Annotated in this window: 22 protein-coding genes; 6 read left to right on the forward strand and 16 right to left on the reverse strand. The window is 65.2% G+C overall.

The annotated features are described in order from the left end of the window. Nucleotides 1-21: 21 nt before the first annotated feature. The 4 genes from VES41_RS24125 to VES41_RS24140 all read left to right on the forward strand — a co-directional run bounded on the left by VES41_RS24125 (nt 22) and on the right by VES41_RS24140 (nt 6,493). A complete protein-coding gene (locus VES41_RS24125) occupies nt 22-3,135 on the forward strand; it encodes an efflux RND transporter permease subunit (RefSeq protein WP_324822474.1) in 3,114 nt (1,037 codons plus the stop codon). A 139-nt stretch (nt 3,136-3,274) separates the two neighbouring features. Next, nucleotides 3,275-4,972 carry a copper resistance system multicopper oxidase gene (locus VES41_RS24130; protein ID WP_324822477.1) on the forward strand — a complete coding sequence of 566 codons (1,698 nt, stop codon included), beginning with the start codon at nt 3,275-3,277 and terminating at the stop codon, nt 4,970-4,972. Nucleotides 4,973-4,998: 26 nt separating this feature from the next. Next, nucleotides 4,999-5,982, forward strand: a complete 984-nt coding sequence (locus tag VES41_RS24135) for a copper resistance protein B (RefSeq protein WP_324822479.1) — start codon at nt 4,999-5,001, stop codon at nt 5,980-5,982. A 133-nt stretch (nt 5,983-6,115) separates the two neighbouring features. Then, entirely contained in the window at nt 6,116-6,493 is a 378-nt protein-coding gene (locus tag VES41_RS24140; protein ID WP_324822483.1) for a DUF4148 domain-containing protein, read from the forward strand. A 50-nt stretch (nt 6,494-6,543) separates the two neighbouring features. Here VES41_RS24140 and VES41_RS24145 read toward each other — a convergent pair whose 3' ends face one another. Genes VES41_RS24145 through VES41_RS24155 form a run of 3 tightly spaced genes read right to left on the reverse strand, consistent with a single transcriptional unit; the run spans nt 6,544 to nt 9,144 of the window. Next, nucleotides 6,544-7,908: a heavy metal sensor histidine kinase gene (locus tag VES41_RS24145; protein WP_324822488.1), complete on the reverse strand. Its 1,365-nt coding sequence runs from the start codon at nt 7,906-7,908 to the stop codon at nt 6,544-6,546. 29 nt (nt 7,909-7,937) lie between these two features. Further along, complete coding sequence (locus VES41_RS24150) at nt 7,938-8,618, reverse strand: heavy metal response regulator transcription factor (RefSeq protein ID WP_324822492.1); 681 nt, start codon at nt 8,616-8,618, stop codon at nt 7,938-7,940. A gap of 46 nt (nt 8,619-8,664) precedes the next feature. Continuing rightward, nucleotides 8,665-9,144 (reverse strand): winged helix-turn-helix transcriptional regulator, encoded by a 480-nt coding sequence (locus tag VES41_RS24155; protein ID WP_324822495.1) that lies wholly within the window; start codon nt 9,142-9,144, stop codon nt 8,665-8,667. Here VES41_RS24155 and VES41_RS24160 point away from each other — a divergent pair. Beyond that, the gene (locus tag VES41_RS24160; RefSeq protein WP_324822498.1) at nt 9,033-10,613 is read left to right on the forward strand and encodes a D-amino acid dehydrogenase; all 1,581 of its coding nucleotides are present in this window, start codon (nt 9,033-9,035) and stop codon (nt 10,611-10,613) included. The genes VES41_RS24155 and VES41_RS24160 overlap by 112 nt on opposite strands. A 106-nt stretch (nt 10,614-10,719) precedes the next feature. Beyond that, a complete protein-coding gene (locus VES41_RS24165; RefSeq protein WP_324822501.1) occupies nt 10,720-11,118 on the forward strand; it encodes a hypothetical protein in 399 nt (132 codons plus the stop codon). Nucleotides 11,119-11,140: 22 nt separating this feature from the next. Here the strand turns inward: VES41_RS24165 and VES41_RS24170 are convergent, their stop codons facing one another. From VES41_RS24170 to VES41_RS24230, 13 genes are all read right to left on the reverse strand, one after another. Then, a complete protein-coding gene (locus tag VES41_RS24170; protein WP_324822504.1) occupies nt 11,141-11,950 on the reverse strand; it encodes a Crp/Fnr family transcriptional regulator in 810 nt (269 codons plus the stop codon). A gap of 17 nt (nt 11,951-11,967) precedes the next feature. Next, entirely contained in the window at nt 11,968-12,810 is an 843-nt protein-coding gene (locus VES41_RS24175) for a Crp/Fnr family transcriptional regulator (RefSeq protein WP_324822507.1), read from the reverse strand. 75 nt (nt 12,811-12,885) lie between these two features. Then, nucleotides 12,886-13,641: a SapC family protein gene (locus VES41_RS24180; RefSeq protein ID WP_324822510.1), complete on the reverse strand. Its 756-nt coding sequence runs from the start codon at nt 13,639-13,641 to the stop codon at nt 12,886-12,888. A gap of 28 nt (nt 13,642-13,669) precedes the next feature. Continuing rightward, a complete protein-coding gene (locus VES41_RS24185; protein ID WP_324822512.1) occupies nt 13,670-14,026 on the reverse strand; it encodes a DUF6277 family protein in 357 nt (118 codons plus the stop codon). A gap of 35 nt (nt 14,027-14,061) precedes the next feature. Beyond that, nucleotides 14,062-17,580: a type VI secretion system membrane subunit TssM gene (gene tssM, locus VES41_RS24190; protein WP_324822515.1), complete on the reverse strand. Its 3,519-nt coding sequence runs from the start codon at nt 17,578-17,580 to the stop codon at nt 14,062-14,064. After that, a complete protein-coding gene (gene icmH / locus VES41_RS24195) occupies nt 17,577-19,097 on the reverse strand; it encodes a type IVB secretion system protein IcmH/DotU (protein ID WP_324822518.1) in 1,521 nt (506 codons plus the stop codon). The genes tssM and icmH overlap by 4 nt, the downstream gene beginning before the upstream one ends. Further along, complete coding sequence (gene tssK, locus VES41_RS24200) at nt 19,094-20,455, reverse strand: type VI secretion system baseplate subunit TssK (protein ID WP_324822521.1); 1,362 nt, start codon at nt 20,453-20,455, stop codon at nt 19,094-19,096. Before tssK ends, icmH begins: the two co-directional genes overlap by 4 nt. Nucleotides 20,456-20,468: 13 nt before the next feature. Continuing rightward, a complete protein-coding gene (locus VES41_RS24205; RefSeq protein ID WP_324822524.1) occupies nt 20,469-21,170 on the reverse strand; it encodes a type VI secretion lipoprotein TssJ in 702 nt (233 codons plus the stop codon). A gap of 4 nt (nt 21,171-21,174) precedes the next feature. Then, nucleotides 21,175-21,579 carry a DUF4150 domain-containing protein gene (locus VES41_RS24210; protein WP_414719232.1) on the reverse strand — a complete coding sequence of 135 codons (405 nt, stop codon included), beginning with the start codon at nt 21,577-21,579 and terminating at the stop codon, nt 21,175-21,177. Nucleotides 21,580-21,582: 3 nt separating this feature from the next. Beyond that, complete coding sequence (locus VES41_RS24215; protein ID WP_324822527.1) at nt 21,583-22,206, reverse strand: DUF3540 domain-containing protein; 624 nt, start codon at nt 22,204-22,206, stop codon at nt 21,583-21,585. Nucleotides 22,207-22,210: 4 nt separating this feature from the next. Beyond that, nucleotides 22,211-23,305 carry a pentapeptide repeat-containing protein gene (locus VES41_RS24220; protein WP_324822530.1) on the reverse strand — a complete coding sequence of 365 codons (1,095 nt, stop codon included), beginning with the start codon at nt 23,303-23,305 and terminating at the stop codon, nt 22,211-22,213. Further along, complete coding sequence (locus VES41_RS24225) at nt 23,302-25,359, reverse strand: DUF2169 family type VI secretion system accessory protein (protein ID WP_324822533.1); 2,058 nt, start codon at nt 25,357-25,359, stop codon at nt 23,302-23,304. Before VES41_RS24225 ends, VES41_RS24220 begins: the two co-directional genes overlap by 4 nt. Before the next feature lie 201 nt (nt 25,360-25,560). Continuing rightward, on the reverse strand, nt 25,561-26,728 hold a 1,168-nt coding region (locus tag VES41_RS24230), incomplete at its 5' end, for a bacteriophage T4 gp5 trimerisation domain-containing protein (protein WP_414719233.1).

Raw genomic sequence — 26,728 nt, forward strand, 5'->3', positions numbered from 1 at the left:
GCCCCAATCAAGACATCCGCCATGAACGTCTCGGCCTGGTCCATACGCAACCCGATTCCGGCAGTGATGGTGTTCGTGCTGCTCACCATCGCCGGCCTGTTCTCCTTCAAGGCCATGAAGGTACAGAACTTCCCGGACATCGACCTGCCCACCATCACGGTCAGTGCCGCCCTGCCGGGCGCCTCGCCTTCGCAGCTCGAGAACGATGTGGCGCGCAAGCTCGAGAACTCGATCGCCACCATCCAGGGTCTCAAGCACATCACCACCAAGGTGCAGGACGGCGCGGCCACGCTGATCGTCGAATTCCGCCTCGAGAAGCCGCTGCAGGAGGCGCTAGACGAGACGCGTTCGGCCGTGCAGCGCGTGCGCTCCGACCTGCCCACCGACCTGCGCGATCCGGTGGTCAACAAGCTCGACCTGGCGGCCCAGCCGGTGCTCGCCTACACCATCGCCTCCCGTCGCATGGACGACGAAGCGCTGTCCTGGTATGTGGACAACGACATCCAGCGCATGCTGCTGGCGCTGCCCGGCGTGGGCGCGGTCAACCGCGTCGGCGGCGTCACCCGCCAGGTGCACATCGACCTGGACCCGCTGCGCCTGCAGGCGCTGGGCGCCACCGCTGCGGAGATCTCGCAGCAACTGCGCCAGATGCAGCTGGAAAGCGCCGGCGGCCGCACCGACCTCGGCGGCAGCGAGCAACCCGTGCGCACCATGGCGACGGTGGAATCGGCCGACCAACTCGCCGACATCCAGATTCCGCTGCGGGACGGGCGCCGCATCCGGCTGGATCAGGTGGCACGCATCTCCGACACCATCGCCGAGCAACGCTCGGCCGCCCTGCTCGACGGCAAGCCCGTGGTCGGCTTCGAAGTGGCCCGTGCGCGCGGCGAGAGCGAGGTGGAAGTGGGCGCCGCGGTGCGCGCGCGCCTGGCGCAGCTCAAGGCCGAGCGGCCCGACATCGAACTGACCGAGGCGTTCAACTTCGTCGATCCGGCGCAGGAGGAGTACGAAGGCTCGCTGCACCTCCTGTACGAAGGCGCGCTGCTCGCGGTGCTGGTGGTGTGGCTGTTCCTGCGCGATTGGCGGGCCACTTTCGTGTCTGCCGTGGCCCTGCCGATGTCGGCCATTCCCGCCTTCATCGGCATGCACTACCTGGGCTTCTCGATCAACGTGGTGACGCTGCTGGCCTTGTCGCTCGTGATCGGCATCCTGGTGGACGACGCCATCGTGGAGGTCGAGAACATCGTGCGCCACCTGCGCATGGGCAAGACGCCCTACCAGGCGGCAATGGAGGCGGCCGACGAGATCGGTCTGGCGGTGATCGCCACCACCTTCACCCTGATCGCCGTGTTCCTGCCCACCGCCTTCATGAGCGGAGTGGCCGGCAAGTTCTTCAAGCAGTTCGGCTGGACTGCGTCGCTGGCGGTGTTCGCCTCGCTGGTGGTGGCGCGGATGCTCACGCCCATGATGGCGGCCTACCTGCTCAAGCCGATCGTCGGCACGGAAAAGGAACCCGGCTGGCTGTCGCGCTACATGTGGCTGGTGCAGTGGTGCATGCGCCACCGCTTCAAGACGATGGTGCTGGCCACCATCTTCTTCGTCGCGTCGATCGCCATGATTCCGCTGCTGCCGACCGGGTTCGTACCGCCGGACGACAACTCGCAGACCCAGGTCTATGTCTCTCTGGCGCCCGGTGCGACGCTCGCCCAGACAAGCGCGGCAGCGGAGGAAACGCGCCGCCGCGTGATGGGTGTGGCGCACGTCAAGAGCGTCTACACCACCATCGGCGGCGGCAGCGCCGGCGGCGACCCGTTCGCCAGCTTCGGCACGCCCGAGACGCGCAAGGCCACGTTGACCATCCAGCTCGACGCGCGCGGCGACCGGCCCAAGAAGCAGGTGATCGAGCAGCAGATCCGCAGCGCGCTTGCAAGCCAGCCGGGGGTGCGCACGACGGTCGGGCTGGGCGGCTCCGGCGAGAAGTACATCCTCGTGCTGACCGGCGAGGATCCGAAGACGCTGACGACCGCCGCGCGCGCCGTGGAAAGCGACCTGCGCACCATCCCCGGCCTGGGCAACATCACCTCGACCGCCAGCCTGGTGCGGCCCGAGATCGCCGTGCGGCCCGACTTCGCCCGTGCCGCCGACCTTGGCGTGACCAGCTCAGCCATTGCCGAGACGCTGCGCGTGGCCACGCTGGGCGACTACGACCAGAACCTGCCCAAGCTCAATCTGGCGCAACGCCAGGTGCCGATCCTGGTGAAGCTGGAAGACTCGGCGCGCCAGAACCTTGCGCTGCTGTCGCGCCTGACCGTCCCCGGCGCGCGCGGTCCGGTCATGCTCGATCAGGTCGCGTCGCTCGACGTCGCGGGCGGCCCGGCCGTGATCGACCGCTACGACCGCTCACGCAACGTCAACTTCGAGATCGAACTGTCAGGCGTGGGCCTGGGCGACGCGAAGACGGCGGTCGACAACCTGCCCTCGGTGCGCAACCTGCCCGCAGGCGTGCGCGTGGCCGAGGTCGGCGACGCCGAGATGATGGGCGAGTTGTTCGCCAGCTTCGGCCTGGCCATGCTGACGGGCGTGCTGTGCATCTACATCGTGCTGGTGCTGCTTTTCAAGGACTTCCTGCACCCGGTGACCATCCTGTGCGCGCTGCCGCTGGCGCTGGGCGGTGCCTTCGTGGGCCTGCTGATCGCGCACAAGGCGTTCTCGATGCCGTCGCTCATCGGCCTGATCATGCTGATGGGCATTGCGACCAAGAACTCCATCCTGCTGGTCGAGTACGCCATTGTGGCGCGGCGCGACCACGGCATGAGCCGCTGGGACGCGCTGCGCGATGCCTGCCACAAGCGCGCCCGCCCCATCATCATGACGACGCTGGCGATGGGTGCCGGCATGCTGCCCATCGCACTGGGACTGGGCGCAGCCGACTCCAGCTTCCGCTCGCCGATGGCGGTGGCCGTGATCGGCGGCCTGATCACGTCGACCGTTCTCAGCCTGCTGGTGGTGCCGGCGGTGTTCACCTACATCGACGACATCGAGCACTGGCTGCGCCGCATGTCGCGCAGGCTGCGCGGGCAGCCGGCGGACCCGCACATCGACGACGACCTGCGCCCGGCGGCTTCCGGCGAGTGACGCCCGCTGCTCGGCGAGCGGCCCCGGCGCAGGGCGGCCGAAAGGCGCACGCCCGAAGATGACAGAAATGTAATGTCACGGTCGCCGTGTTGTTCGGGGCGGTTCATAGCATTCGCGCTTTGAACCGCCGAACGAACGCATGCGCTCCAAGCTCCTCCCTGCCGTTCGCGGCATGCCCGCCGCTGCGGCCGGGCGTCGGAGATTCGTTACGGGTTTGGCCGCCGGCGGCGTCATGCTGGGCCTTTCGCCCCTGGCTTCGCCGGCCCGCGGCGTGGAGACCGGCAGCGCCGCGCAGCCGCTCGAACTGCGCGGCACCGACTTTCATCTCGAGATCGCGGAACTGCCGGTGAATTTCACCGGCGCTCCCCGCATGGCCACGGCGATCAACGGATCGATTCCCGGTCCCACGCTGCGCTGGCGCGAAGGCGACGAAGTGACCATCCGCGTCACCAACCGCCTGCGCGAAACCACCTCGATCCACTGGCACGGAATCATCCTGCCCTACCAGATGGACGGGGTGCCCGGCATCAGCTTCGACGGCATCGCGCCGGGGGCGACCTTCACCTACCGCTTCAAGGTCGCGCAAAGCGGCAGCTACTGGTACCACTCGCACTCGGGCATGCAGGAACAGACCGGAATGTACGGGGCGATCATCATCGAACCGCGCGACGGCGATCGCGTACGCGCCGACCGCGACCATGTCGTCCTGCTGTCGGACTGGACGGACGACGACCCGATGGCGGTGTTTCACAAGCTCAAGGCCCAGAGCGATTACTACAACGTCAACCAGCCGACGGCGGTCGACTTCTTTCGCGACGTTTCGGCCACCGGACTGAATGCGGCACTCGACAAGCGACGCATGTGGAACCGGATGCGCATGAGCCCAGCCGACCTGGGCGACCTGTCCGCGGTGGCGCTCACCTACCTGATGAACGGCGCCACCCCGGCGGGCAACTGGACAGGGCTCTTCCGTCCCGGCGAGCGGGTGCGGCTGCGCTTCGTGAACGCATCGGCCAACACCTTCTACGACGTGCGCATTCCGGGCCTGGAGCTCACGATCATCCAGGCCGACGGCGTCGACGTCGAGCCGACACCGGTGGACGAGTTCCGCTTCGGCCCGGGCGAGACCTACGACGCCATCGTCCAGCCCCGCGAAGACGCCTATACGGTCTTCGCGCAGTCGATGGAGCGGACCGGCTACGCCTGCGGAACGCTGGCGGTGCGGCGCGGCCTGCAGGCGGAAGTGCCTTCCCCGGACCGGCGCGAATGGCTGAGCATGGCCGACATGATGGGCGACATGGGCGACGCCCAGGCCGCGCAGGCACACCATGCCCGCACCGAATACGGCCCCAGCACCGACATGCGCGTGGACATGGCGCGCACCAGCCTGGACGACCCCGGCGTCGGCCTGCGCGGCAACGGCAGGCGGGTGCTGACGCTGGCCGACCTGCACACCGTGGGCGGTCCGATGGATCCTCGCGGTCCCGGGCGAGAGATCGAACTGCACCTGACCGGCAACATGGAGCGCTACACGTGGTCGTTCGATGGCCTGGAGTTCGGCAAGTCCACGCCCGTCACGCTGCGCCACGGTGAGCGCGTGCGCGTCATCCTGCACAACGACACCATGATGACCCATCCGATGCACCTGCACGGCATGTGGAGCGAACTGGAGCTGCCCGACGGCCGCTTCCTGGCGCGCCGCCATACCCTGCCGGTACAGCCGGCGCAGCGCATCAGCTTCCTCGTCACCGCGGACGCGCTCGGGCGCTGGGCCTGGCATTGCCACCTGATGCTTCACATGGACGCCGGCATGTTCCGCGAAGTCGTCGTCGCCTGATGGCCGCCACACGACATGCGACACCGATGAACAGCAACGCCGTACTGATCCTGGCCGCGGCGCTGCTGGCGGCGGCCGCTCTCCCCGGCGCCGCAGGGGCGCAGCCGGTCGACCATCCGGCGCACCACCATCACGCCCCGGCATCCGCGCCAGCGCCTTCGGAGGACGCTGCCGCCGGCATCGACCACGCCGAGCAACATGGCCGATCGGCCGCGATGCCTTCGCACGGTGCCGAAGGCGCCATGGACCATGGCGACATGCAGATGCAGGGTGGATCGGCGCCGCCGGATGCACGCGATCCGCACGCCTATTCGGCAGGCAACACGCTCTCCGGCGGTCCGTACACGCTGGGACCGGCGCGCAGCCTGCACCTGCATGACGAGTCGACCTGGGGCACGCTGCGTGTGGACCGGCTCGAGGCCGTGCGCACCGACGAGCACACCAGCGGCGCGTACGAGGCGACCGCCCGCATCGGCCACGACTACAACCGCCTGGTCATCAAGGCCGAAGGGGAGGCTTCGGGCGGCCGCATCGAGGAGTCGCGCACCGAGGCGCTATGGAGCCACGCCGTCGCAACGTTCTGGGACGCCCAGTTCGGCGTTCGCCACGACACCGGACCAGGCCCTGGCCGCACGTGGGCGGCGCTGGGCATCGAGGGGCTGGCGCCATACTGGTTCGAGGTGGACGCGGCCGCGTATCTGGGCGACGACGGGCGCACCGGGCTGCGCCTCAGTGTCGAATACGAGTTGCTTCTGACCCAGCGGCTGGTCCTGCAGCCGCGCCTGGAAGCCGCCGTCTACGGCAAGGGCGATCCCGCAAACGGCATCGGAAAGGGACTGTCGAGCGTCACTGCCGGCCTGCGCCTGCGCTACGAGTTCTCGCGCCAGTTCGCGCCCTATGTCGGCGTCGAATGGGCCGGCCGCTTCGGCGATACCGCCCACCTCGCCCGCGTGGCCGGCGAGACCACCAACGAAACTCGGGTGATGGCCGGCGTCCGCTTCTGGTTCTGAACACGCTCGAATGACAGCGATGTCATCTGCCTGTTGGTGGACTGCCGGGCTGCTTGCCTAAAGTTGAGTTGTGCCCGATACGCGGGCGCTGCCAGCCCAGATCGTGTACTGGCAAACACAACGGGAGAGATGATTGATCCGCAAGAACACCCTCGTAGCCACCCTCTTCGTCATCGGAGCATCTGCCACGTCCGTCGCCCAGGCCGACGCCCCGACGCACTTCGCACCGACCGAATTGGGCATCGTGTATCACCATGACGCGGCCAGGCAGCGCCTTTCGCGCGCGCAAGTGTCGGCCGAGCTGGCCCTGGCGCGCCAGCAGCCCGGTTGGGACGTCGCCTCGCGCACCGGTGAACGACCTGCCGCGGCCGTGGGGGCCAGGAGCCGAGCCGAAGTCCTGGCTGAGCTGAGCGCCGCGCAACGCCACCCCGGCTGGGACAATGCGGCCCGCACGGGCTTTCCTCTGGCAGCCAGCGCCATGGCCGACTCACAACAGTCCATCCGGCGCTGATCCCATCGCCCGGCACGGGCGCGCACGGCGAGCCGATTCTCCGACAGGGGCTATGGCGAAACAGCCGGACCAGGCGAACCAGTCGTGCTGCCGGCGGGGGCCTGCCCGGGGCTCGTCGGCTCGGCCAGCCGCAGGCCGATGCGCGTCTGCCCCCGCTCGCTGCTCGCAAACGTCGATCCGCCGTGCATGCGCGCTATCGCCGCAACAATGGCCAGCCCGAGCCCGTGGTGATGCGCCGAGTCGATGCGCGACATGTCGGCGCGATAGAAGCGCTCGAACAATCGCGACATGGCCTGTTCACCGATCACCGGACCGGAGTTGCGGACCGCCAGCGAGGCGTATGCGCCATCACGGCGGATCTCGACGACGATCGGCGTGCCCGGCGTGGCATAGCCGACGGCATTGCTCACCAGGTTCGAGACGGCGCGGCGCACGAGGCTGGCGTCCATCGCCACATTGGTGTCGCCCTGCACCTGGAGCACGAATCCGCTGTCTTCCAACATGGCGTCGTAGTAGTCGGCCACCTGCTGCACGAGCGCAGCCAGGCTCTCGGGCGCGCCGCGGCGTGCCTGCACGCCGCGGTCGGCCTTGGAAAGGAAGAGCATATCGGTAACGATCGCAGACAGCCGACGCACATCGTCCAACTGCGATGCCATCGCCGCCTGCATCTCGCCAACAGTGCGCGTTCGCCCGAGTTCCACTTCCGCCTGCGCGATCAGGTTCGACAGCGGCGTGCGCAACTCGTGCGCCACGTCCGCATTGAACGACTCCAGTTGCGCGTAGGCGTCTTCGACGCGTTGCAGCAAGGCATTGAACTGCACGATCCAGGGCTGCAGTTCGCTGGCATAGCCGGCCGCATCCACGCGCCGGCCCGGGTCCCCAGGGCCTGCGGCGGCGGTTTCCCTGGCCAGCTGCTTCAGGGGCTGCAGGCCTCTTCGCACAAGGAGCGCACCGGTCACGGAGACCAGCAACGTCCCGGCCACCGCGGCACCCACCAGCGTCCACGCCAGGCGTCGCAGCAGCAAGCGATCGGCGCCGACTTCGAGGCTCAACTGCAACTGCACCGGAACGCCGCCGGGCAATGCATCGGCAATGACCACCTGCCGCGTGATCCAGTCGACGCTGGGCGACGGCGGATTCGATTCGTAGAGCAACTCGTCGCCACGGCGCAGCGTCACCCGGGCGTCCTGGTGGGCAGCGAAATGATCGCCCACCTTGTTGCGCAGCGTGACCGCGTCAAACGGCCCGCCTTCGGCAACCATGTGCCGCACGATGTCGGCCTGCCGCGCGAGCGCGTCCGCCTGCTTGAGGCCGAAGCTCAAGCTCGTGACGCCATAGACCGCCGCCAGCACCAGGCTCAGCACCACCAGCGCCTGCGCGGCAAGCCACCGTGACAACGATGCCTGGATGGACATGGGTCGGCCTCGTCTCGGTGGTCGATCCGCTAGGCTTGGGACGCGCGCTGCTCGAGCACGTAGCCCATGCCGCGCACTGTATGCAGCAGCTTGTCCGGGAAGGGGTCGTCCATCTTGCGCCGGAGACGGCGCACGGCCACGTCCACGACATTGGTCTCGCTGTCGAAGTTCATACCCCAGACCTGGTCGGCCAGTACGGCGCGCGACAGCACCTGGCCCTGGCGGCGCAGCAGCAAGGCCAGCAGCGAGAACTCCTTGGCCGTCAGGTCCAGCCGCGTTCCGGCGCGAACGGCCCGCCGGGTGGTCAGGTCGAGTTGAAGGTCGCCCAGAACATAGCGGCTGACCTCCTGCATCGGCCCGCGCCGCAACAGCGCCCGCACCCGGGCCAGCAGCTCGCTGAAGGCAAAGGGCTTGGGCAGGTAGTCGTCGGCGCCAGCCTCCAGGCCCCTGACGCGGTCTTCCACCGCATCGCGTGCAGTGAGCATCAGCACGGGCATCGGGCGCGAACCGCGAAGTCCGGCCAACAGCTGGAAGCCGTCCATGCGCGGCAGCATGACGTCCAGCACCATCACGTCGTAGTTGCCGCTGCGCGCCATTGCCAGGCCTTCGATGCCGTCGCGCGCCAGGTCGACGCTGAACCCGCTTTCGACCAGCCCTTTGCGCAGGTAGTCGCCCAACTTGACCTCGTCCTCCACGATCAACAGATGCATTTGGCAATGCTAGCTGCTGCAAGCGCGGCAGAACATGACATTTGCGTCATCTCGCGAGCCGGTCCAGCGGCACGGCCAGCGTCTCCTTGACGGACTCCATCACCACGTAGCTCTGCGACTGCGCCGGTACCGGCAGCTTCTTCAGCATGGCCCCGAGCAGGTTGCGGTATTCCTCCATGCCGGCCAGCCTGGCCTTGACCAGGTAGTCGAAGCTGCCAGAGACGAGGTGGCATTCCTGCACCTCCGGCATGAGCATCAATTGGTCGCGCACCTTGTCGAACACGTCGGCCGACTTGGACGACAGTGCGATTTCGACGAAGACCAGCAGGGGCCGACCCACCGCCTCGGGATCGACCCGCGCCTGGTAGCCGGTGATGATGCCGGCGCGTTCCAGCCGCCTGACCCGCTCCGAACATGGCGACATCGACAGGCCCACCCGCTGGGCGAGTTCGGTGTTCGAAATTCGGCCTTCGACCTGAAGAATATCCAGGATCTTTCGGTCGATGCGGTCGATGTTTTCAGGCACGGCGATCTTTCTGCGGCGCCGGAGCGCGTCCGCGCGCTCCGACAGGAAGTTCTTCTGAGTTCGCTCGATATTTCGGCGAAATTTTCTCCGCACTCTTCCATAAAGTCCACATATTCCCTTCACGGACTTGGAATGGCAGCATGAAAGTCATCGTTCTCGGCGGCGGCGTAATCGGCACCACCACGGCTTACTACCTTGCCCGCGCAGGCGCCGAAGTGACCCTCCTCGACCGGCAGGACGGCGTGGCGCAGGAAACCAGCTTCGGCAATGCCGGCCAGGTCTCGCCCGGCTATTCCACCCCGTGGGCGGCACCGGGCATCCCGCTCAAGGCGCTCAAGTGGATGCTGCAACGCGAGCACGCGCCGCTGGCTGTCCGCCTAGACGGCAGCGCCTTCCAACTGCGCTGGCTTGCCGCCATGCTGTCCAACTGCACCGATGCGCGCTATGCGGTCAACAAGGAACGCATGATGCGCGTTGCCGAGTACAGCCGGCGCTGCCTCCAACAGCTTCGCACAGACACGGGCATTGGCTACGAGCAGCGTACCGGCGGCACCTTGCAACTGTTCCGCACCCCCGCCCAGTTCGATGCCGCGCAGCGCGACATCGCGGTACTCGAGGAGTGCGGCGTTCCCTATCAACTCCTGCGGCCCGAACACCTGAACGAGGTGGAACCGGCGCTGGCCCGCGTCAGCCACAAGCTGGCAGGCGGCCTTCGCCTGCCGCTGGACGAGACCGGCGATTGCCACCTGTTTACCCGTGCGCTCGCAGAACATGCCGCCGCCCTCGGCGTGCGAACGCGCTTCGGCACCCGGGTCGAACACCTTGTTGCCGACGGCGACCGCATCACCGGCGTGCAACTCGCCCCCGAGCCCAACGCAAGCACACGCGAAGTCCTCAAGGCTGACCGTTACGTGCTCGCCCTCGGCAGCTACTCGCGCGATGCGCTGACGGCGCTGGGCCTGGACATTCCCGTCTACCCGGTCAAGGGCTACTCGCTGACGGTGCCGCTGGTCGACCCCGAACTGGCCCCGCATTCCACCGTCCTCGACGAGACGTACAAGATCGCCGTCACCCGCTTCGACGATCGCATCCGCGTCGGCGGCATGGCCGAGTTGGCCGGCTTCGATCTCCGACTCGACCCGCGCCGCCGTGCCACGCTGGAGATGGTGGTCGATGACCTCTTTCCCGGCGGCGACCTGACCCGCGCGACCTTCTGGACCGGCCTGCGCCCGATGACGCCCGACGGAACGCCGATCGTCGGCGCCACGCCACTGTCGAACCTGTTCCTCAATACCGGGCACGGCACCCTGGGCTGGACCATGGCGTGCGGCAGCGGCAAGCTTCTTGCGGACCAGATGACGGGCCACCATCCGGAAATCAGCACCGAAGGGCTGGCAATGAGCCGCTATGCCAAAGGCTCAGCCGGCACGGGCGCCCGGCATCGCCCCGCCATCGGCGCCAGCGCCTGAGCGGCGCCGACCGCCTGGCGGGCGCAGCTCGTCTCGCCGCGAGGTGGGTTGCGCGAACCGGCCCGCACCTACACACAGCCGCCATCCGCTACGCCACAATCCGCGCATGACACAAGCGAGCGGACTCTCCGGCGTGCAGACCAGGATGGGCGTGCAGACGCCCTTGGCCCTGTCGTGCCTGATCCTTGTCATGAATGGCGCAATGGCCCAGGCGCCCGCACCATCCCAAAGCACGCCCCAGCAAAGCTACGAACGGCAGTTGGCGTTCTGCAACAGTGGCCGGTTGCCGGAACCTCAACGCGACGCCTGCGTACGCGACGCCGGCCGACAGCTCGATCAGGCCCTGGGCAAGACACCCGGCAACGTGGTACGCACGACGCCGGACGGACGCGCCACGGTCGTGACGCCGTCCGGTCTGCCGGTTCCGGACAGCGGGTCGAGCGAAACGACGTCGAAGGATGGCCGGTCAACAATCGTCTTGCCCGCTGACCAACCATCCAGGTAGTCGGGGCGCAGCCTGTCGACGCTCATGACGAAGGTGCGCGAGCGTTCGACCCGTGGTCCACAGTGCCCCGTTCGGCATAGTGCTGGAGGGCCACAAGGTCTCGAACCAGGATGTGATTGTAGCGGCGCACGATCAGGTCCAGCCCCTCGAGAGCCCGCAGCTCTCTTCCTACCGTCTTGCGCGACAGTTGAAGCAGCGTGCCCAACTCATCCTGCGACATCCTGACCTTCACTGCATCCGTGTGTTCATCCCGATGGTCGCTGCACAACTGCGTGTACTGGAGCAGTGTCCGCGTCACTCGCTGGGCCACAGTGCCTGTCGCCTGGCCAACAACCGTTGCCAACAGCCCCTCTTCCTGGTCGAGCAGCGCCAAGGCGAGATCAGCCCAGAGATGGGGCGATTCATCGAGCTGGCGCTGCAGCGCGGCCGAGGGGATCTCCACGAGCGCCGTTTCGCGCTGCGCCGAGGCATCGAACGATCCGAACAGGTTCTTGTCGGGCATGAGGCTGCACACCATCATTCCTTCGCCCAGCATGGCTACCGCGCTGGGGACATCTTCTTTTCGCGAGGGCACTTGCAGCATCAACCAGCCCGACTGCACGACATAGCTGAGAGTGCCGCGTGCGACTTCGCGGCACAGGCGTTCGCCCCGCTCGAGCCAGACGACCCGACACTTGCTGCCGAGGCGCCCGAGCGTCGAGTCTGGCCAGTTCGCAAACGCGTTGTTGCGGCGCAATGCCGTCTCGACGCCAGCGACACCCTCAACCCGATCCGCCTGCCGGCCTGCATCGCGCACTCCATGAAGGTGCCGGCTCGGCGACAGGAGCGGCATGCCGGGACTTCTCACACTCACCCTCCCTGCCGGACCGTATCTGCGGCACGCGGGGCGGCGTCGTTCGGCAATGGCTTTCCCGCCACTGGAGCGAATCCCGAGCGCACGCCGAATCCGCCCGAGCGCGCCGGTACGGGGGGCGCAGAGACGACATCCGATCTTCCTGCGGCGCACCGCAGTGCAGCCGGGTCTTTCACAGACACACTGCTGTAGTCCACCTGGATGACACCAAGCTCCTGCAGGCGCCCCAGCGCCTCGTTGGCGGTCTGTCGGCACAGTTGCGCCAGTGCACCGAGGTCTTCCTGTGAAAGGCGCACGCGCAAGGCACCCGCACCCGTGCCCACGGTATCGCTGCCGTATTGGTCCTGGAAACGAAGCAGAAGGCTCGCCAGACGCTCGACAGCAGTGCCTCTCGTCTGCTCCACGATGGTCTCGATCAGTTCGCGCTGCTGCTTGAGCATGACCGCACCAAGATCGCGCCACAGGACCGGAAACTGGGCCAACACGCCGGACAAGGCTTCGCTTGCGACATGAATCAGGACGGTCGGCTCCTGCGCGACCTGCTCGTACCGAAGTTGGGTCGAGCGTGCGTCGTTGCAGCGTGATCGCCAGACCCGCCCCGGCCCCAGGATACCGACGGTGCACGCGCGCTTTCCGTTGATCACTCGCTGAAGACGCAGATAGCCCGAGACAATGACCAGCATCGACCCGTACCGCGGATCACGATCATTGCTTGGCACCACTTCTCCTTTTACGTAAGTGCGCAAGCAGGCACCGCGCTGTATGCGATCAAGGGCCGTTCCTGGCCAATGCGCGAAAGCGGCGTTGAGCTTCAGCGCGCGTTGCATCAGCAGTTCCAAATCTCCCTCCCATCGGCGCCTGTCAGCGCCTGTTTTCGTCGGTGCGGATATCCCGGGGACGCGGTGATTGCTGCGTCAGCTCAAGGACGCCTTCCAACGGCGCCAGGCAAGCTCGGTCAGGTTGCCCAGCGATGCCCGATGCAGGCTCAGAAGATGAAGCACGCCATTGCGATGCAATTCGCTGATCTCCATCTTCGACAAGGAAGCCAGGCGCTCCTCCGACACGCTCAGGAAGCCCGCTACCGTGTATTCGCTGTCGTCGGGAAGCCGCACATTGATCTGCCGGTCTTCGAGCAGGCCGAAATGCATCAGGCGCTCACCGAAGACGCGGGTGACCTCGGTCTGCGCCTCCAGTTGGCCGATCGCCCCGTGCATCTCGGACACGAGCGCACTTGGCGTACCGTCATCCTGGAACAACGGCACCCCTTTTCTTGTCGACCACCCCTGCCAATCCTCGTCGATGCAAAGGCCCCAATGAGCTTCGTCGACCCGCGCGACGGTGAATGGGTAGAGGCGCAGGAAAGCTGGCGTATAGCGTCCGAGCCACTGTGCCCTGCCTCCCTTGCCGAGCCTGATGAAGTGGTTCTCTCCCTCCTGCAGACCCATGACGGCCACAGGTGCGACCTGGGGCCGACCGAGCGCATCCTCGCCCGCGGTCATGAAGAGAATCGGGAACTCCTTGCACGCGGCATCGAACTCCTGGGCAGTGATGAAGACGACATTCACGCGCTCGGCACAGCCGATCGCGCGCGAGCCATCGGAAAACCGAAGATCCTTGTGCGCCACTGGATCCAGCGGCTTTGGCGAAATGTAGAGGTTTGGATTGAGCACAGCGTCCCCGCAGCCAGTCGGGCACGAACTACTTGCCGAAGAACGGCTTGAAGAACTCGTCGCCGAGTTCCTGCGGCCACCCCTGGGCGTCGGTGGGCCGCAAGTCATCCATTGCAGGCTGGAAGTCGTAGGTCTTCTCGCGCCGCTGCTTGTCCTGGATGACCGCCAACTGGTTGAGCACGGACTCCTTGACGCCGCCCATCAGTCCGAGCATCTGCTGACATGCCTGGTTCACCCCGTCGGTGATCTGGCTGGCGTTGTCCCCAGACCCGATGTCGCGCGTCTGCACCTTGTCCATGAATGGCTTGGACATGGTCGACGTTGCACTGGCGCCGATGTCGTGTGCGGCCTGGACGGCTTCGAAGATCTTTGAAGGATCGATCATGGTTTTCTCCCTTTTCCTACTAGTCAACAACCCCGCTAGCGCGGGCACGAGAAGCTGCGCAGCAAGCGCGACCACAGCGGCGCTGGCGTGCTGAGCGACTGCCAGTTCAGACGCACAGTGCCCAGCGGCGTCTGATGGACTGTTTCCCGGACATCCGCGCCCGACCCGACCGCGCGGCCCGAATCGAAGAAGCGAAACAGCGCCCAGGGTCCGTCGTACTGCTTGACGTCCACGCGCCCGTCGACCGTGCGCACGGTGCTCCTGACGTAGACCTTGCCGCCGGGCCCGCCCGCCGCCCCGGTCCAGTTGATCTGCTTTCTCGCCACGCTTCCGTGCGCGTAGCGGATCTCGGTGGGGCCGATCTCCAGCAAGAGCTCGCCGATCTGCGGATCCATGTCCACGACACGCAGCATGACGGCAATGCGCAGATTTCCCTGTTCATCCAGCATCGACGCGCCGATGCGTTGTGCAGACTCGAATGAAGCCAGCGCATCCGCAGGCACCAACCCCTTGTCGCCATCGGCCGGTCTGGCGCGCCAGGGCGAACTCGATGTGTCCACGTAGGGCGCCAGGTGCTCCTGGAAGTGGGTGGCCATCGTGCCTTGCGGCCCGAACAACCTCTCGAAATCCTGCACCGTCACTTCGGCCTGCGCCGAGCGAACGAAGGGGTAGCGCGCCTGCAATCCTTGCTGACAGAAGGAACGACTGGCGCTTGCTGCAGACTCGGCCAGGACGCTCCTCGCGCCATTGACGCCGGCTCGGCTCCCGCTGTTGACGAGGTCGAGCACGATCCCTCTAATCGGCTCGGGTTGCCTCCCCGCCTGGGCGCGCAACCTGGCGAACGCGTCGAACTTCGGAAGCACCTGTCCGCTCAGCATGGCGCCGTTGACAAGGTTCAGTTGCCGCGCAAGCGGCTCGAACAGGCGAACCAGCGGATTGCTGCCGGTCCCGGCGCTGGCCGATTTGACCAGCTCGGTGCCGAGTCGACGAATGGCTTCGAAGTGATCATCGACGACATGCTCTGGCAGGCGCCTGAATCGTGCCCGCTCGCCGGCCAGCTCGCCGACGATCGCCCGGCGCCCGCGCTCGAGATTGAGCTTCTGCCGATCAATCCAGCTGTCGACATTCCCTTCGTAGTTGCCGGTCAGGCTGGTCTCCTTGCCAGCAAAGCGCAGCAGCAATGCCAACGGTGACTGCGGATCGAGGAACGACGAAGCGATCTGGGCGGCGTCATCCATTCCCGAATAGTGTCGGACCGTCACGTCGTTCAGGAATGTCTGCCAGCGGCGGATGTACTCCTGCAGGAACTGGGCCCGCGCTGCGTCGGCCAACTTCTCAGCGGCCTTTTCGATCTCGAAGGTATTCCCGTCAAGCTTCTCGTCGCGCAGGACCCAGCTCTCCTCTTCGAGCGTATCCATCGCGGCATCGCGCAGGCGCGGCTTGAAGACATCCTGATAGCCTGCTCGCGTATACCAGCCGGGAATGGCGGCGTCGGTTGGCGAAAGATCGCCGCGCATGCGCAACATCGTGGACGCCATGAACCCGCCTGCACTTGCAAGCGAAACGTCCTCGACCTTGGCCGGCAGTCCGCCACTCTTGGCGCGGTCGATCACCCGCGAGACACTCGGAATCTGCGATGCCCTGGCCCGAGCTTCCTGCACGAGCGCGGAATCCTCAGGCGTCGCGGGCATGCCCGCAGTACTGAACAGCGCTCGCAGGTGCGCTTCGTATTCCGAGCGGTCGTCCCCCGATGAACCGGCCCGTTCCAGCTTGCGCCACTGTTGGTCCATCCATCGGATGAGTTCGTCTGCGTTTCGATGCTGCGGCCTCGACAGCATGAGATAGACCTTGAGTGTCTCGTAGATGTCGCCCGGCTCGCCCTGCAATTGGGCAATGAGCGTCTCGCCGACATAGTTGTAGAGGCCGGGCATCAGGGACTTGCGCAGATGCTTTCTGTAGGTGGCCTGCGCCGCGCCTGAAACCCGTGTGTGTTCCCAGTACGGCGCGACGACGGCCTGGCTGGTGCTGACCACGTTGTCATTGACGTAGCGCATCTGCGTCATCACGTCGACCAGTGCAGCCGCCGGCATCGCCTCGGCGGACTGCGCTTCTGCAAGACGCTTGCCTTCGTTGAAGCGTGCCCATACCTGCTCGAGATAGTTGCGCTCGATGAGGTAGCCCGCAAACAGCACGGCACCGATCACGCAGGCGGCGACAGCGGCGACGCCCCAGGCCATGAGGCCCCACATGCGATGGCGAACCTTGGCCGGTTGCGTCGGCGTCGCCAGGCCCCGCTCCTCGAGCATCTGCCGCAGACCAATGTTCCAACTCGGCGCCAGACGATGTACGCCGTATCCCTCCAGTTCGACGTCATCCGCCTCCAGCAAGCTCGCCGTGTCGTCTCCTGTGAGATCGATCGACGATCCGAGCCATACGCCGCGCACCCTGATCGCAAACCCTTCGGCCGCGCCTTCGAGCACACTACGGCCCAGGTAGTCGCCCAGGTGACGCCGTAGCCGCGAGAGTTGCTCGACGAATCTCAGACGCTCGGCGTTTCGTTCGGGATCCACGGTGTCCGGAGCCATGAAGAGCACGTGCTGCTGCACCCGCTCTTCCAGCGCCTTCATGCCGTCCTCGTAGAGCGCCGCGACGACATCCCCGGTCGGCGCCCCCCGGCTGGCCGGAAAACCGAATCCAAGGCCATTCTCCACAATGGCGTCGTCGAGGCCGCTCAGGAAGGAGGTGGCTCCGGGAATCTTGTCCAACCCCGACACCGCGACGTACAGCGGAAGCTGCAACCCCAGGAGGTCGGCCATTTCGCGCAGGCGCGCTCTGACGCCGTCGGCGACGCGCTTGCGGGTCTCTGTCGACGCCTTGAGCAGCCAGTCGCAATCCACGCACAGCAGGACGCCATCGAGATGCGGTGCGCGGCCGATCTTTCGCAACGCTGCAAGCAAGGAACGCCATTCGCCTTGTGATTCGGCAGCGCCCTCGTCCGCGCCCTCCAGCCAAAGACCGTTGATGTCGATCCAGATGGCATTCCCGGCGCGCCAGAAGTTGGCGTCCACGGTATGACCCTCTTCACTGCCATTCCTGCCGAGAAGATCGGCATGACCGTTCAGGCCCACGCCGGCTCTGCGCAGCAAGGTGGTCTTGCCACTGCCGCTGGCGCCGACGACAAGGAACCAAGGCTGGGCAGCGAGATGGGGTGCGCGCCAGCGCGCGATCCAGCGTGAACGCCAGCCCGGGTTGGCCTTCATCCAACGCTGGCGCAGTTGCGCGTCCAGATCGGCAAGCCGCTTGGCAAGGCCGCCCGGCGCTGCGGCGGCGGGCTTCGGCTGGCGGCGCACCCGTCGCGGCCCCATTGCGAGCTTCGCCCAGACGATGACAAGGATCGGCCAGAAGGCCCAAAGCAGCAGGATCGCAACCAGGATCTGACGCAGCAGCAACGGACCCAGCGGGTGATAGACGCCGATCGCGATCAGCGGGCCGATCCACCAGATGGCGCATGCAATGAGCGCCCCCAACACGATTCGCAAGCTCAGTCGGATCATCGCGCCACCGTCCTTGGCGTCTGCGGCTCGATGTCGCGGACACGCCAGAGCACTTCGACGCGCCTGTTTCGTTCGTACGCGGCAGCCGTTCTGGCGGGATCGACCGGCTCCGTGGCGCCCCGTCCCGAGTACCCGATGTCGCGCGACAATGCATTGGCAGGCGCGCGCGACCCGCCAGCCACCGCCGTATGCTTGAGTTCTTCCGCCACGACGCGCGCACGCTCCTGTGACAACGCCATGTTGTCAGGGAACTCTCGACTACCGCGCATGGGCCTGCTGTCCGAGTGTCCGATCACCTCGATGTCACCTGGCCATGGCGCGAAGGCCAACCCGAGACGATCGATCTGCGGCTTGAACTCGGGCCGGAAATTCGCCTTGCCAACAGCGAACGCGCCGTCCGATTTGAAGGCCAGCCGCCATCCCTGCGGGTCCTTTTGCGCTGCGACCCACCCCTCCGACAACAGCCCCGGAAGAGGCGGCGGAAGTGTCTCGGCGAGGTTGATGGTCTTCACAGGCGGATCCCATGCCGCAAGTGCCTCCCGGATCGGCCGCCCCCGCGAATCGAGGTCCAGCACCAGCCAGGCGTACATTGCCGCCAGCACGAGGCCCGACACCGCAAGGAACAGCGCAGGGCCGAACCTGCGCCGACGCTGTACGGGCGCGACTTCGAGGACGGGTGCCGAGAGCCAACCGAGCTTCTGCTCGCGCCAGATCATCCCGTGGAGTTCCGAGCGCAGGTCGCCCAACAGGACTTCACCACGCTCGATGATGCGATAGCGTCCTCGCCACCCGAAGGAAAGGATCAACTCGTAGAACTCAAGGATGGCCAGTTGCGGCGGGGAAGCCCGCATCCAGCGCTCAAGGTCCACGAAGGCGTCTTCGCCTCCCCACGCATCGCCATGAAATTCGACGAGAAGGCTCGGCTCGCCGCCGTAGGGGGCAACCGATGCCTCTCTCGCGGCGTCGTTCACGACCTCGTCGACGTAGGCGCAAAGGAGGTAGGACGCGTCCGCGGTCGGCTCCGACCCCACATCGGACCTGGCCAGCCGATCCCTGAACAACTTGATCTCCAGGGAGAGCTGGGCGCGAGCGGCTGGCTCGTGCAACTGTTTCAAGGAACGCAACTGTTCGAGGCGTAGAAGCACGGGCATTGCCACGTCTATGAACGGGTTGGCCCAGCGGGATTCGCTGCGGCCGGGGCGCAGAATCGCTGGACGTGCCGGCGTCAATCCACGCCCTATGGCAGGACGGCGCGGTCCGTCGTCCTGCCATAGGGCGCCGGCGCCCGCATCGCCGCCTCCTTGTTTGTCGATTGCGTCTTCGACCAGGCTGGTCTGCTGTTGCTGCCCCTCGAGTTGCCCGCCACCGCTCATGGCTCTCGCCGAGCCGAGGACCGAGTCGAGTTGGGTCACGGCGCCGCTCGTGCCGGGCAGTCGGTTCAGCGCCGCTTGCGGCGAACTGACATTCGCGCCGGTTGCGCGCCGGAGGACCTCCGACATGTTGTTGAAGAAGCTCATGCCACTTTGCCCTCTCGGAGGCCCCAGGCCTCGAAGCGCAAGTTCGAGAAATCCCCCACGACACGCAGCGCCATGGCTGCGCTGTTGACCGTCTGCTGCCAATACGGATCCGCCGCCTCCACCTCGAAATAGACACTTTGCGCGAAGTACGGCACGTGGCGGGGAACGACGGACACCGGCCGCAACCGGGCGCCCGGCAGTTGAAGGTCGACGAGGTACTGGATCTTCTCGACAGGACCCAACTTCAACTGCTGCGGCAACTTGAGTCGCAAGGCGTCCGCAGGAACGTCTGCGGAGAACGCAAACACGAGCTTCTGCAACTTCCACTGGGGGTCGAGCACGCACCGGTAGAAGCCGTCACCCTGGTTTTCAAATGGCAGGATGACGAGAGGCGTCTCGATGACCAACGCCAGCGCGCGACGCAGGGCCCGCGCAAGACCTTCGAAGCTTCCCTGAAGATCATCGTGGTTGTACTTCCAATCCGATTCCTCCAGTTCGCGTTCGACACTTGGAACGACCGACAGCCGGCCGAGCAGCCCGGTCATCTCCGAGAACAGGAGCGCTGGCGGCAGTGGAGAAAAGGCCTCCAGATGACCCAGCCTCAGCCGATATTCCGACAGTGCCTGCACCATCAGAAGTTCGATGAGCTCCGCAACGCCGGAACCCGCCGACAGGAATCGAGGGCCTGAGCGGGTACCCAGACGCAAGCGAAGGATGCTCTGCAGCTCGTTGCACAACGCAAGCAGCGACGGATGCGCCCTGGCATCGACCAGCGGAGGTATGAAACGCGCATCCAGTTGGATCTCACGAGACCCGTTACGCCCAAGGACGCGGGCCAGAGGTAAAAATGTCTCGTCCGAGCGCAACTGCGATTCCGTGCACAAGCGCATGCGCAGCACGCAGGTGCTCATCCCCACGCGCCGCGGCGCCCCTGAGTCGGTCAGTCCGAGATTGGCATCGGCGACTTCGATCTCCTGCGTCCGATAGCGCGCAGGTCGCTCGACATTGCCGAACGCCACCTCGCCACCGCCCAGATGAGCGCGGGCCACAGCCAGACAGAACACTTCGCCTGGCTGAGCGGCGTCGATCTCGAGATAGTCCGGGAACGCATCGGTGTCCGGAATGGAAAAGGCAGTCCCGTCCGGAAAGATGCCCTTGGCGACGCGTATCCCCAAGCGCCCAAGTCCAATGGATTCTTCGTCGATCTCGAACCTGGTGAAGCCCCAACGATGGTTGTCCAGCAACGCCGATCGCATCGTGAACTGGTGCTCGATCGAGCGCTCCATCTGCTGGAAGTGCTGGACTTCGATCAACATACCTTCGACCCAAGCCACGCGATTGCAGCTGATCTGACTCACTGATTGCCCCCAATCATTGCCCCGACCCCGAAGAACTGCGCGCGGGTAGCCAGGTTGTCGCGCGCGGCGCAGGCACCGACGCGCTCGCGGCGCCAGGCACCGGAACAGAACGCTGGACCTCGGCGGCGCCTCCGACATCGCGACGCGTGTGCGTTGGCACGTCTGCAGGAGCCCTGCTTCGGTCCTGGCGACGGCGTACGGGCCGGTTGCCGTAGCCGTCCATTGCACTTGTCCCGTCGAGAAGGACCAGATGCGAGCTGTACTCCGAAGCGTTGACCCGCAGCCGCAACGGCGCCTGAGTCCGGCTTGCATTGGCAAAGTCAGGATCCACGACGAGCCAGCCCTCTTCGTTGGATGGCATCTTCATCTCGACCGGCTGAGCGCGATTGGCGGCAACGACACGTCTTTCGCTCACGATGACATCGTCTCCGTTCGCGCCCTTGGTGCATTTGTCCTCGTCGGACCAGACGTCCTCGGGCACCCAATCGGACCGCGTGACGAGGTACACGCACAACTGCACCGGACGCGCACGTCCATCGGCTCCCGGATTGAGATGCTCGCCACCAAGCAACGTGACGTGAACCACGCGATCGCGTCGGATGGCCCGCATGCCTTCAGCAGGGATGTCAATAGGATTGCGCAAGAGGCTGCAACCTTGGACGAGGATGACACCGCACAGCCAGACCACGCCACGTGCCCGCAAACAATGAAGCATGCTCTTATCCGATGACCATGATCTTGGTCTGACTCGGTTGAATGCGGGTTCCGCTTGTATTCTGTGAATTCGGAAGATTGACGCTTGTCATCCGAGTGATCGGAGCGCCGTTGATCAGAAAGAAGTCAGCGCCGGTGACATGCCTTGAACTTGAAGCAACGGTTCCCGAGGCCACGCCACCCATGGAGCCCGGCTCGTCACCGTGCGTAACCGGAATGACTGTGTTCATGTTGTGAACAGGACCGCCAACGTAGACGATCGTCGGGATGTTTGGTATCGCCTCCGGCCCGTTGGCAGTGTTCACATAGGAAATGGGAATGCCCAATGGCGGCGTAGCGCATACATCGGAAGGCGCAAGGTCCTGCCCTCCTGCCTGACAATTGGCGTACATCTTGATCTCCTCCCTCACGCTTCAGCCCATGTGGATCTGGGCGCCATCAATCTTCAGCAAGCTCTCGGCCGTCACGGTGGCCAGCTTTGAGCGGAGACTCAGATGGCGGTCCGCATCAATCATCATCGAGCCGGACTGAACGATCTGAGCGCCTGAGCACATCGTAGTCTTGCGAGCTACCGATTCGTCGATGGAGACTGCTTTTTGCGAGATTCTGTCGGCTTTTACCGCCAGCGTCGTCTCACTGCTGATCGTGACCTCGCGCCCCTTGACGCGTAGCGCTTTTTGACCTGCGTCGATCGTCAGTTCCTCGGGAGATGCACTCATCAGCACGGACACAATCCAGGCGCGAGCACCATGGTCGGGAACGAGCAGCTGCACGGTGTCCCCCGCCATGGGTTGCAAAAGGCAACTTTCCGATCGAACCACATGCATGATGCGGCCAGCGCACGCGATGCGCCATTGCCCATCGACGCCCGCCTCGCCCAAGCAGACAGTGAAGACACCGGCGGCAGTGGCTCTTGGCTCGCGCTCTCCGATCGGCGACATTCGCATCAGACGCGGTAGAACACCCAGGTCACGTTCACCGGAGGTCTCGCCGCCGAGAGCCATTGCTGCGCCCTGCACTGGCATGTGTTGATTCATTTGGTCATTCCTTTGGGTTCGGACCGGGCTTGTGCGTTTCCCACCAGGCGTCATCGCGCAGGTCGGGCTCTTCTTCGAAGCGCGCGCCCGGCAGCTTCGCGCCGCGCCAGGTCGACCGCAGTTGTCCAATCAGGACCGCACCGCTGGCGTCGACGCCGTCGAGCCTGGTGCCGTTGAATCTGGCGCCGCGAGCGTCCAGTCCACGAGCCTGCAGGCCTCGCAGATCCACGCCATCCAATGTGGCATCGCGCAACGACAAGCCGGGCATGGACTGGGCGTTCAGACGACAATCGGCCAGTCGTGCACCGTCGAAGATCAGCCGGTCGCACGGGCTTTCTATCCATTGCACACCGTGCAACACAGCCTCGTTGAAGGCCGCAAGCTCGAGATTCGAGCGCAGGAAATGCCCGTCTCTCCACTCGCTGCGAGTCCAGCCGCATTGCCTCAGTCTCACCCCTTCATAGCGTGCAAGTCGAAGCTCGCAACCGATCCATTGATTGGAGCTTCCGGCGCAGTCCACAAGGATCATGGAGTGCAGCTTGCTGCCGCTCGCCACCAGGCGCATCAAGGCCAGCGAATACATTCGAAGGTCAGTCACTTCACATTCGGCAATTGCAAGGTCGATCACGCGTGCTTCGCTGAACTCGACGTCGCCAAGCTTGCAGTCGACAAGAGCCCAATGCTCGACGGTCGACTCCGCCAGCAACAACTGCTCCCATTCGGCCTGCGAACTGGTGCAGTTCACCAGGGCGCTTTTTCTGAGGCCGATGCCCTTTGCCGTGCCTCCCGTGAAGTTGCAGCGGTCGAGCGAGCAAGCTTCGAAGCGGACCCGCTCGAACACACAATCGTCCCAGCACACGTCTTCGAAGGACGTCGAATGCCACTGCACGTTCACCAAGCGGCAGCGAACGAATCGAACGCGACGCAATGTGCCATGCCAGACGATGTCGCGAAACGTGCAGTCGACCAGATCGACGAGATCCAGCGACTCGCGCAAGGTGCTGTCCTCGAAGGAAGCCGTCTCGACCTTCTGGGGCGTGGGCGGCATGTTGTGCGCGGCAAGGTCTGCCTCGGCAGGATGGAGATCGTCCGCGTTCAAGCACCCCTCCTTGGTACCAGCTGCGCACGTGCGCTCAGGTTGCCCCGTCGCGTCAATGCTTCTGGCTCCCTTACCCATCCGGCTTGCAGGCGGATGAGGTTCGAGTCCTTGATGCGGGCTCCGCGCAGATCCGCTCCATACATGTTTGCGTCCTTGAGCGAGGTCGCTTCGAGACGCATGTCGAGCAGATACGCATGCATGAGGTTTGCACCACTCAGGTCCGAATGCTCCCATCGACTTTCGGGTGCTTGCAGCCCCTTGGCGTACAGCGGCTTGAAGACGCACCGGCGGACCTGAATGTGGGCCGCGTCCACCTCGACCCAGCTGGAAGTTCCGAAGGTGCAATCCTCGAGCTTTGCGTTTGACAGGCTGGTGCCTCCAGCACAGTTCATCGAGCTCCCCGAGCATCTCAACCAGGTGCTCTTTGCGAGCTTGCAGTCGACGATGCTCAAGCGCTCGAGGTGACATGCAGTGACCGCGAGATCGTCGAACCTGCACTGCGACATGCTGCAGCTCGTGGCCCGGATATCCGACCAGCGCGCCTGACGGACGTTGCAATCCTGCCATGTCACCCCGTCCCATCGGGAGTTGCTGATGGCAAAGCCGGCGCCGCGAAGCGCCTGATGGGTGAGTTGGACGCAAGTGTTGTCGGCGAACCTTGCGTGATCGACGTTGCATTCGCCGAGACTGCAACTGTCCAGCTCGCACCCATCGATCGAGACGAAGGACAACGAGCATTCGGCGAATCGGCATCGGACGAAGCGGCATCGCGCAAAGGTTGCGTTGTCCATGCGACACCTTGTGAAGTCGACGGCATGGAATTCGCAGCCGGACCACTGGGAGTGGTTCAGGTCCGCCTCGGTCAAGCGCACGCTGTCGAGCCGTTTGTCGGCCACCTGCACGCCGCGGAGTTCTGCGCGAATGATGTCGGCGTTGGTCAGCGGCTCCTTGTCGCCAAGTTGTTCTCGCCATGACCGCGCCGGAGGCTGCTGCGCAGTCAGCAGTGCTTCACCCTCCTTCCATGGTTCGTCCTTCGCCTGCTTCCGGAGGGCGGCGAGGGTCTTGCTGGCATTGAGCATGTCGTCGATCTGAGACTCGAAGTCGTCCATCCGGTCAAGACAGCTCTGGTGGCTGTACGCGGCCGGCATGGCATCCGGATGGTCGCGCGGCGAAAGAATCAGCTCCCACGCCCAACCGTGCGCGCGATCCGGCAGGAGATCGCTGTCTCGCATGGCATATGCACTTGACGTTCGGCCGGATGTCCGGCGGTTCAGGACCATTTCCAGCTGTTCGACCGACATCTGGGCGCTCGTGTCGCGGACGGCGGCGACCGCCATGTCGATCTCTTCCGAGAGCAGGCAATCAATGGGCGTGGTGCCGCTCCACCACATGACACCCAGGTCGGCATCCGGAAGAAACCAAACCGTCTGCAGCTTCAGCGATACGGACTCCATGGGAGAGTTTCTGCCGCGGCGGACCATCAACTGCGCGGCAAGGTCCGGAAGGCGGCCCTGGAACCCACGGCCGTCCCGGCCAACGCCCGTGAGTGCGAATTCGGCGCCGCCAGTCCAATGGTCGACCGGGAGGCGCTGGTCCTCGGGCGCGAGTTGGAAGTACCGCAAGTCCATGTCGGCAGGCCAGCCCATGTGAGTCCCGTCCCTTCCAAACGGATCGAGTGTGCCTGAGCGCATGGGCAGCCAGCGGGAGCGCGAAGCCCAGCGTGGATCCATCGGCCCCATGCCTGCCAGTGGATGGGCAACCGCGCCCAATGGCCTGAGCATTCGCAGCGCGGCGTCCGCGCGGATACCTGACGGGTTGTGTTCTGCCGTCAGGTCCCTCATCGCATAGGCATGGTCCAGTGGTAGACGCGCGCGCACAAGCGTGGTGGCGGCTCCGTCCGGCCATGATCGAGCCTCGGCACTACAAACGACAGCCTTGCGAACACCTTGCAGGATGACGTGAACCTCCCAGTCGATCTTGCGGCCAATCTCGATGGCCTCGGCGACGCACGCGCCATGGCCACCGAGCAACCACTCCGCATGCATCTTGGGCATGGACGCCTCCATGAGCGGTACGGTCAGCGGAGCTGCCGCGAATGCACTCCACACTTGTGACTCATGGGCGAGGATGCGCGGATCACTCAGCCGGAAGCCGCATCCAACCGACAATCCCATGAAAGCTTGAGAGCCGATCTGTGTCGGCGCGGGTAAGACTGTCAGTGCCTGTGGCTTGTGTACGTGCATCGGGTCTTGGCGCTAGCTCTTGGATTTGCTGGACTTGTAGGTGAATTGCGTGCCCGTGCAGCTGACTTGCATTCCAGTCGAGCTGCGGGTGGATTGAATGTTGGCCCGTGCGACGCCCCTGCAACTGGTCGACTGCCCGGCGGTCGACGTCGACGAGCCGGTCGTGCTGGTCGAGGAGCCCGTACTGCTCTTGCTGGTGCCCGTCGTCGATGAGCTCGTGCCGGTAGACGAGGTTGACGAGCCCGTCTGGCTGATGGCTGTGCCCGTCACGCTGTTCGCGCTGCCAGTGGTGCCGTTGAAGACCCCGGTTCGACTGATGGACACGCCAGTGCAAGCCACCAACGAGCCGGTCGCGCCCGTGTCGACTCCAATGGCGACAAACTCGATACCCAAGAGGGACTTCGACATACCCGTCATCGATTTGGATACTCCAGTCATCGAACAGGACACGCCTGTCATCGATGTGCTGACGCCTGTTACCGATGTCGCCGCGCCCGTGAGGGAGGTGGAGATGCCGGTCATTCCGACGGAAGTACCAGTGAAGCTGGTGCTGACCCCGGTGAAACCCGTCGACACTCCCGTGAACGACGTCGACACGCCAACGAAACTCGTGCTCATCCCGGTGAAGCTGACGCTTTTTCCCGTGAATGACGTGGCACAACCCGTGAATGAGGTGGCGGTTCCTGTGCAGCCCACGGCCAGACCGGTCATCGAGATGCGCGTGCCAGTCATCGAGACAACCATTCCCGTCGCGGATCGGCTGATGTAGGTAACCGAACGACTGGTTCCGGTCGCCGAGTTGCTCTCGCCCGTGACCGAGTTGCTTACCTCGTTTGTCGAGTTGCTGGTCTCCTTGACGGATGCGCTCGAATCTTCCAGTACCGAGTCGCGCAATCCGTCGAGGAAGCCGCCAATGGACATCGTCAAGATGCCCGCGACACTGATGTTGTGGTCGTTGCCGACAGTCACTGAACTGGTGCGCTCTGCACTCTGCTGCAAGTCCCGCTCGGCATGGAGCATCAGCCGCTCTGCGCCGCGTTGGTCGTCGATGGTGATCAGGCTGGCGTTCTGGACTTCCCCCTGCTTGAGCGAGCGCGAGACCATGCCCGAATATCGGATGTCCTTGGGCAGGTCATACGGCACCGGGTTCTCCCCGTTGTAGACCGTCCCGACCGCCAGG

Origin of the sequence: Variovorax sp. (assembly GCF_035634955.1) — a bacterium.
Classification (GTDB): Bacteria; Pseudomonadota; Gammaproteobacteria; order Burkholderiales; family Burkholderiaceae_C; genus Variovorax.

What these genes read in the sequence shown, in the direction of transcription:
- VES41_RS24125 (WP_324822474.1), top strand. Translation starts at nt 22, where the DNA reads ATGAACGTCTCGGCCTGGTCCATACGCAACCCGATTCCGGCAGTGATG.
- VES41_RS24130 (WP_324822477.1), top strand. Translation starts at nt 3,275, where the DNA reads ATGCGCTCCAAGCTCCTCCCTGCCGTTCGCGGCATGCCCGCCGCTGCG.
- VES41_RS24135 (WP_324822479.1), top strand. Translation starts at nt 4,999, where the DNA reads ATGAACAGCAACGCCGTACTGATCCTGGCCGCGGCGCTGCTGGCGGCG.
- VES41_RS24145 (WP_324822488.1), bottom strand. Translation starts at nt 7,908, where the DNA reads ATGTCCATCCAGGCATCGTTGTCACGGTGGCTTGCCGCGCAGGCGCTG.
- VES41_RS24150 (WP_324822492.1), bottom strand. Translation starts at nt 8,618, where the DNA reads ATGCATCTGTTGATCGTGGAGGACGAGGTCAAGTTGGGCGACTACCTG.
- VES41_RS24160 (WP_324822498.1), top strand. Translation starts at nt 9,033, where the DNA reads ATGGCGACATCGACAGGCCCACCCGCTGGGCGAGTTCGGTGTTCGAAA.
- VES41_RS24165 (WP_324822501.1), top strand. Translation starts at nt 10,720, where the DNA reads ATGACACAAGCGAGCGGACTCTCCGGCGTGCAGACCAGGATGGGCGTG.
- VES41_RS24170 (WP_324822504.1), bottom strand. Translation starts at nt 11,950, where the DNA reads ATGCCGCTCCTGTCGCCGAGCCGGCACCTTCATGGAGTGCGCGATGCA.
- VES41_RS24185 (WP_324822512.1), bottom strand. Translation starts at nt 14,026, where the DNA reads ATGATCGATCCTTCAAAGATCTTCGAAGCCGTCCAGGCCGCACACGAC.
- tssM (WP_324822515.1), bottom strand. Translation starts at nt 17,580, where the DNA reads ATGATCCGACTGAGCTTGCGAATCGTGTTGGGGGCGCTCATTGCATGC.
- icmH (WP_324822518.1), bottom strand. Translation starts at nt 19,097, where the DNA reads ATGAGCTTCTTCAACAACATGTCGGAGGTCCTCCGGCGCGCAACCGGC.
- VES41_RS24205 (WP_324822524.1), bottom strand. Translation starts at nt 21,170, where the DNA reads ATGCTTCATTGTTTGCGGGCACGTGGCGTGGTCTGGCTGTGCGGTGTC.
- VES41_RS24215 (WP_324822527.1), bottom strand. Translation starts at nt 22,206, where the DNA reads ATGAATCAACACATGCCAGTGCAGGGCGCAGCAATGGCTCTCGGCGGC.
- VES41_RS24225 (WP_324822533.1), bottom strand. Translation starts at nt 25,359, where the DNA reads ATGCCCAAGATGCATGCGGAGTGGTTGCTCGGTGGCCATGGCGCGTGC.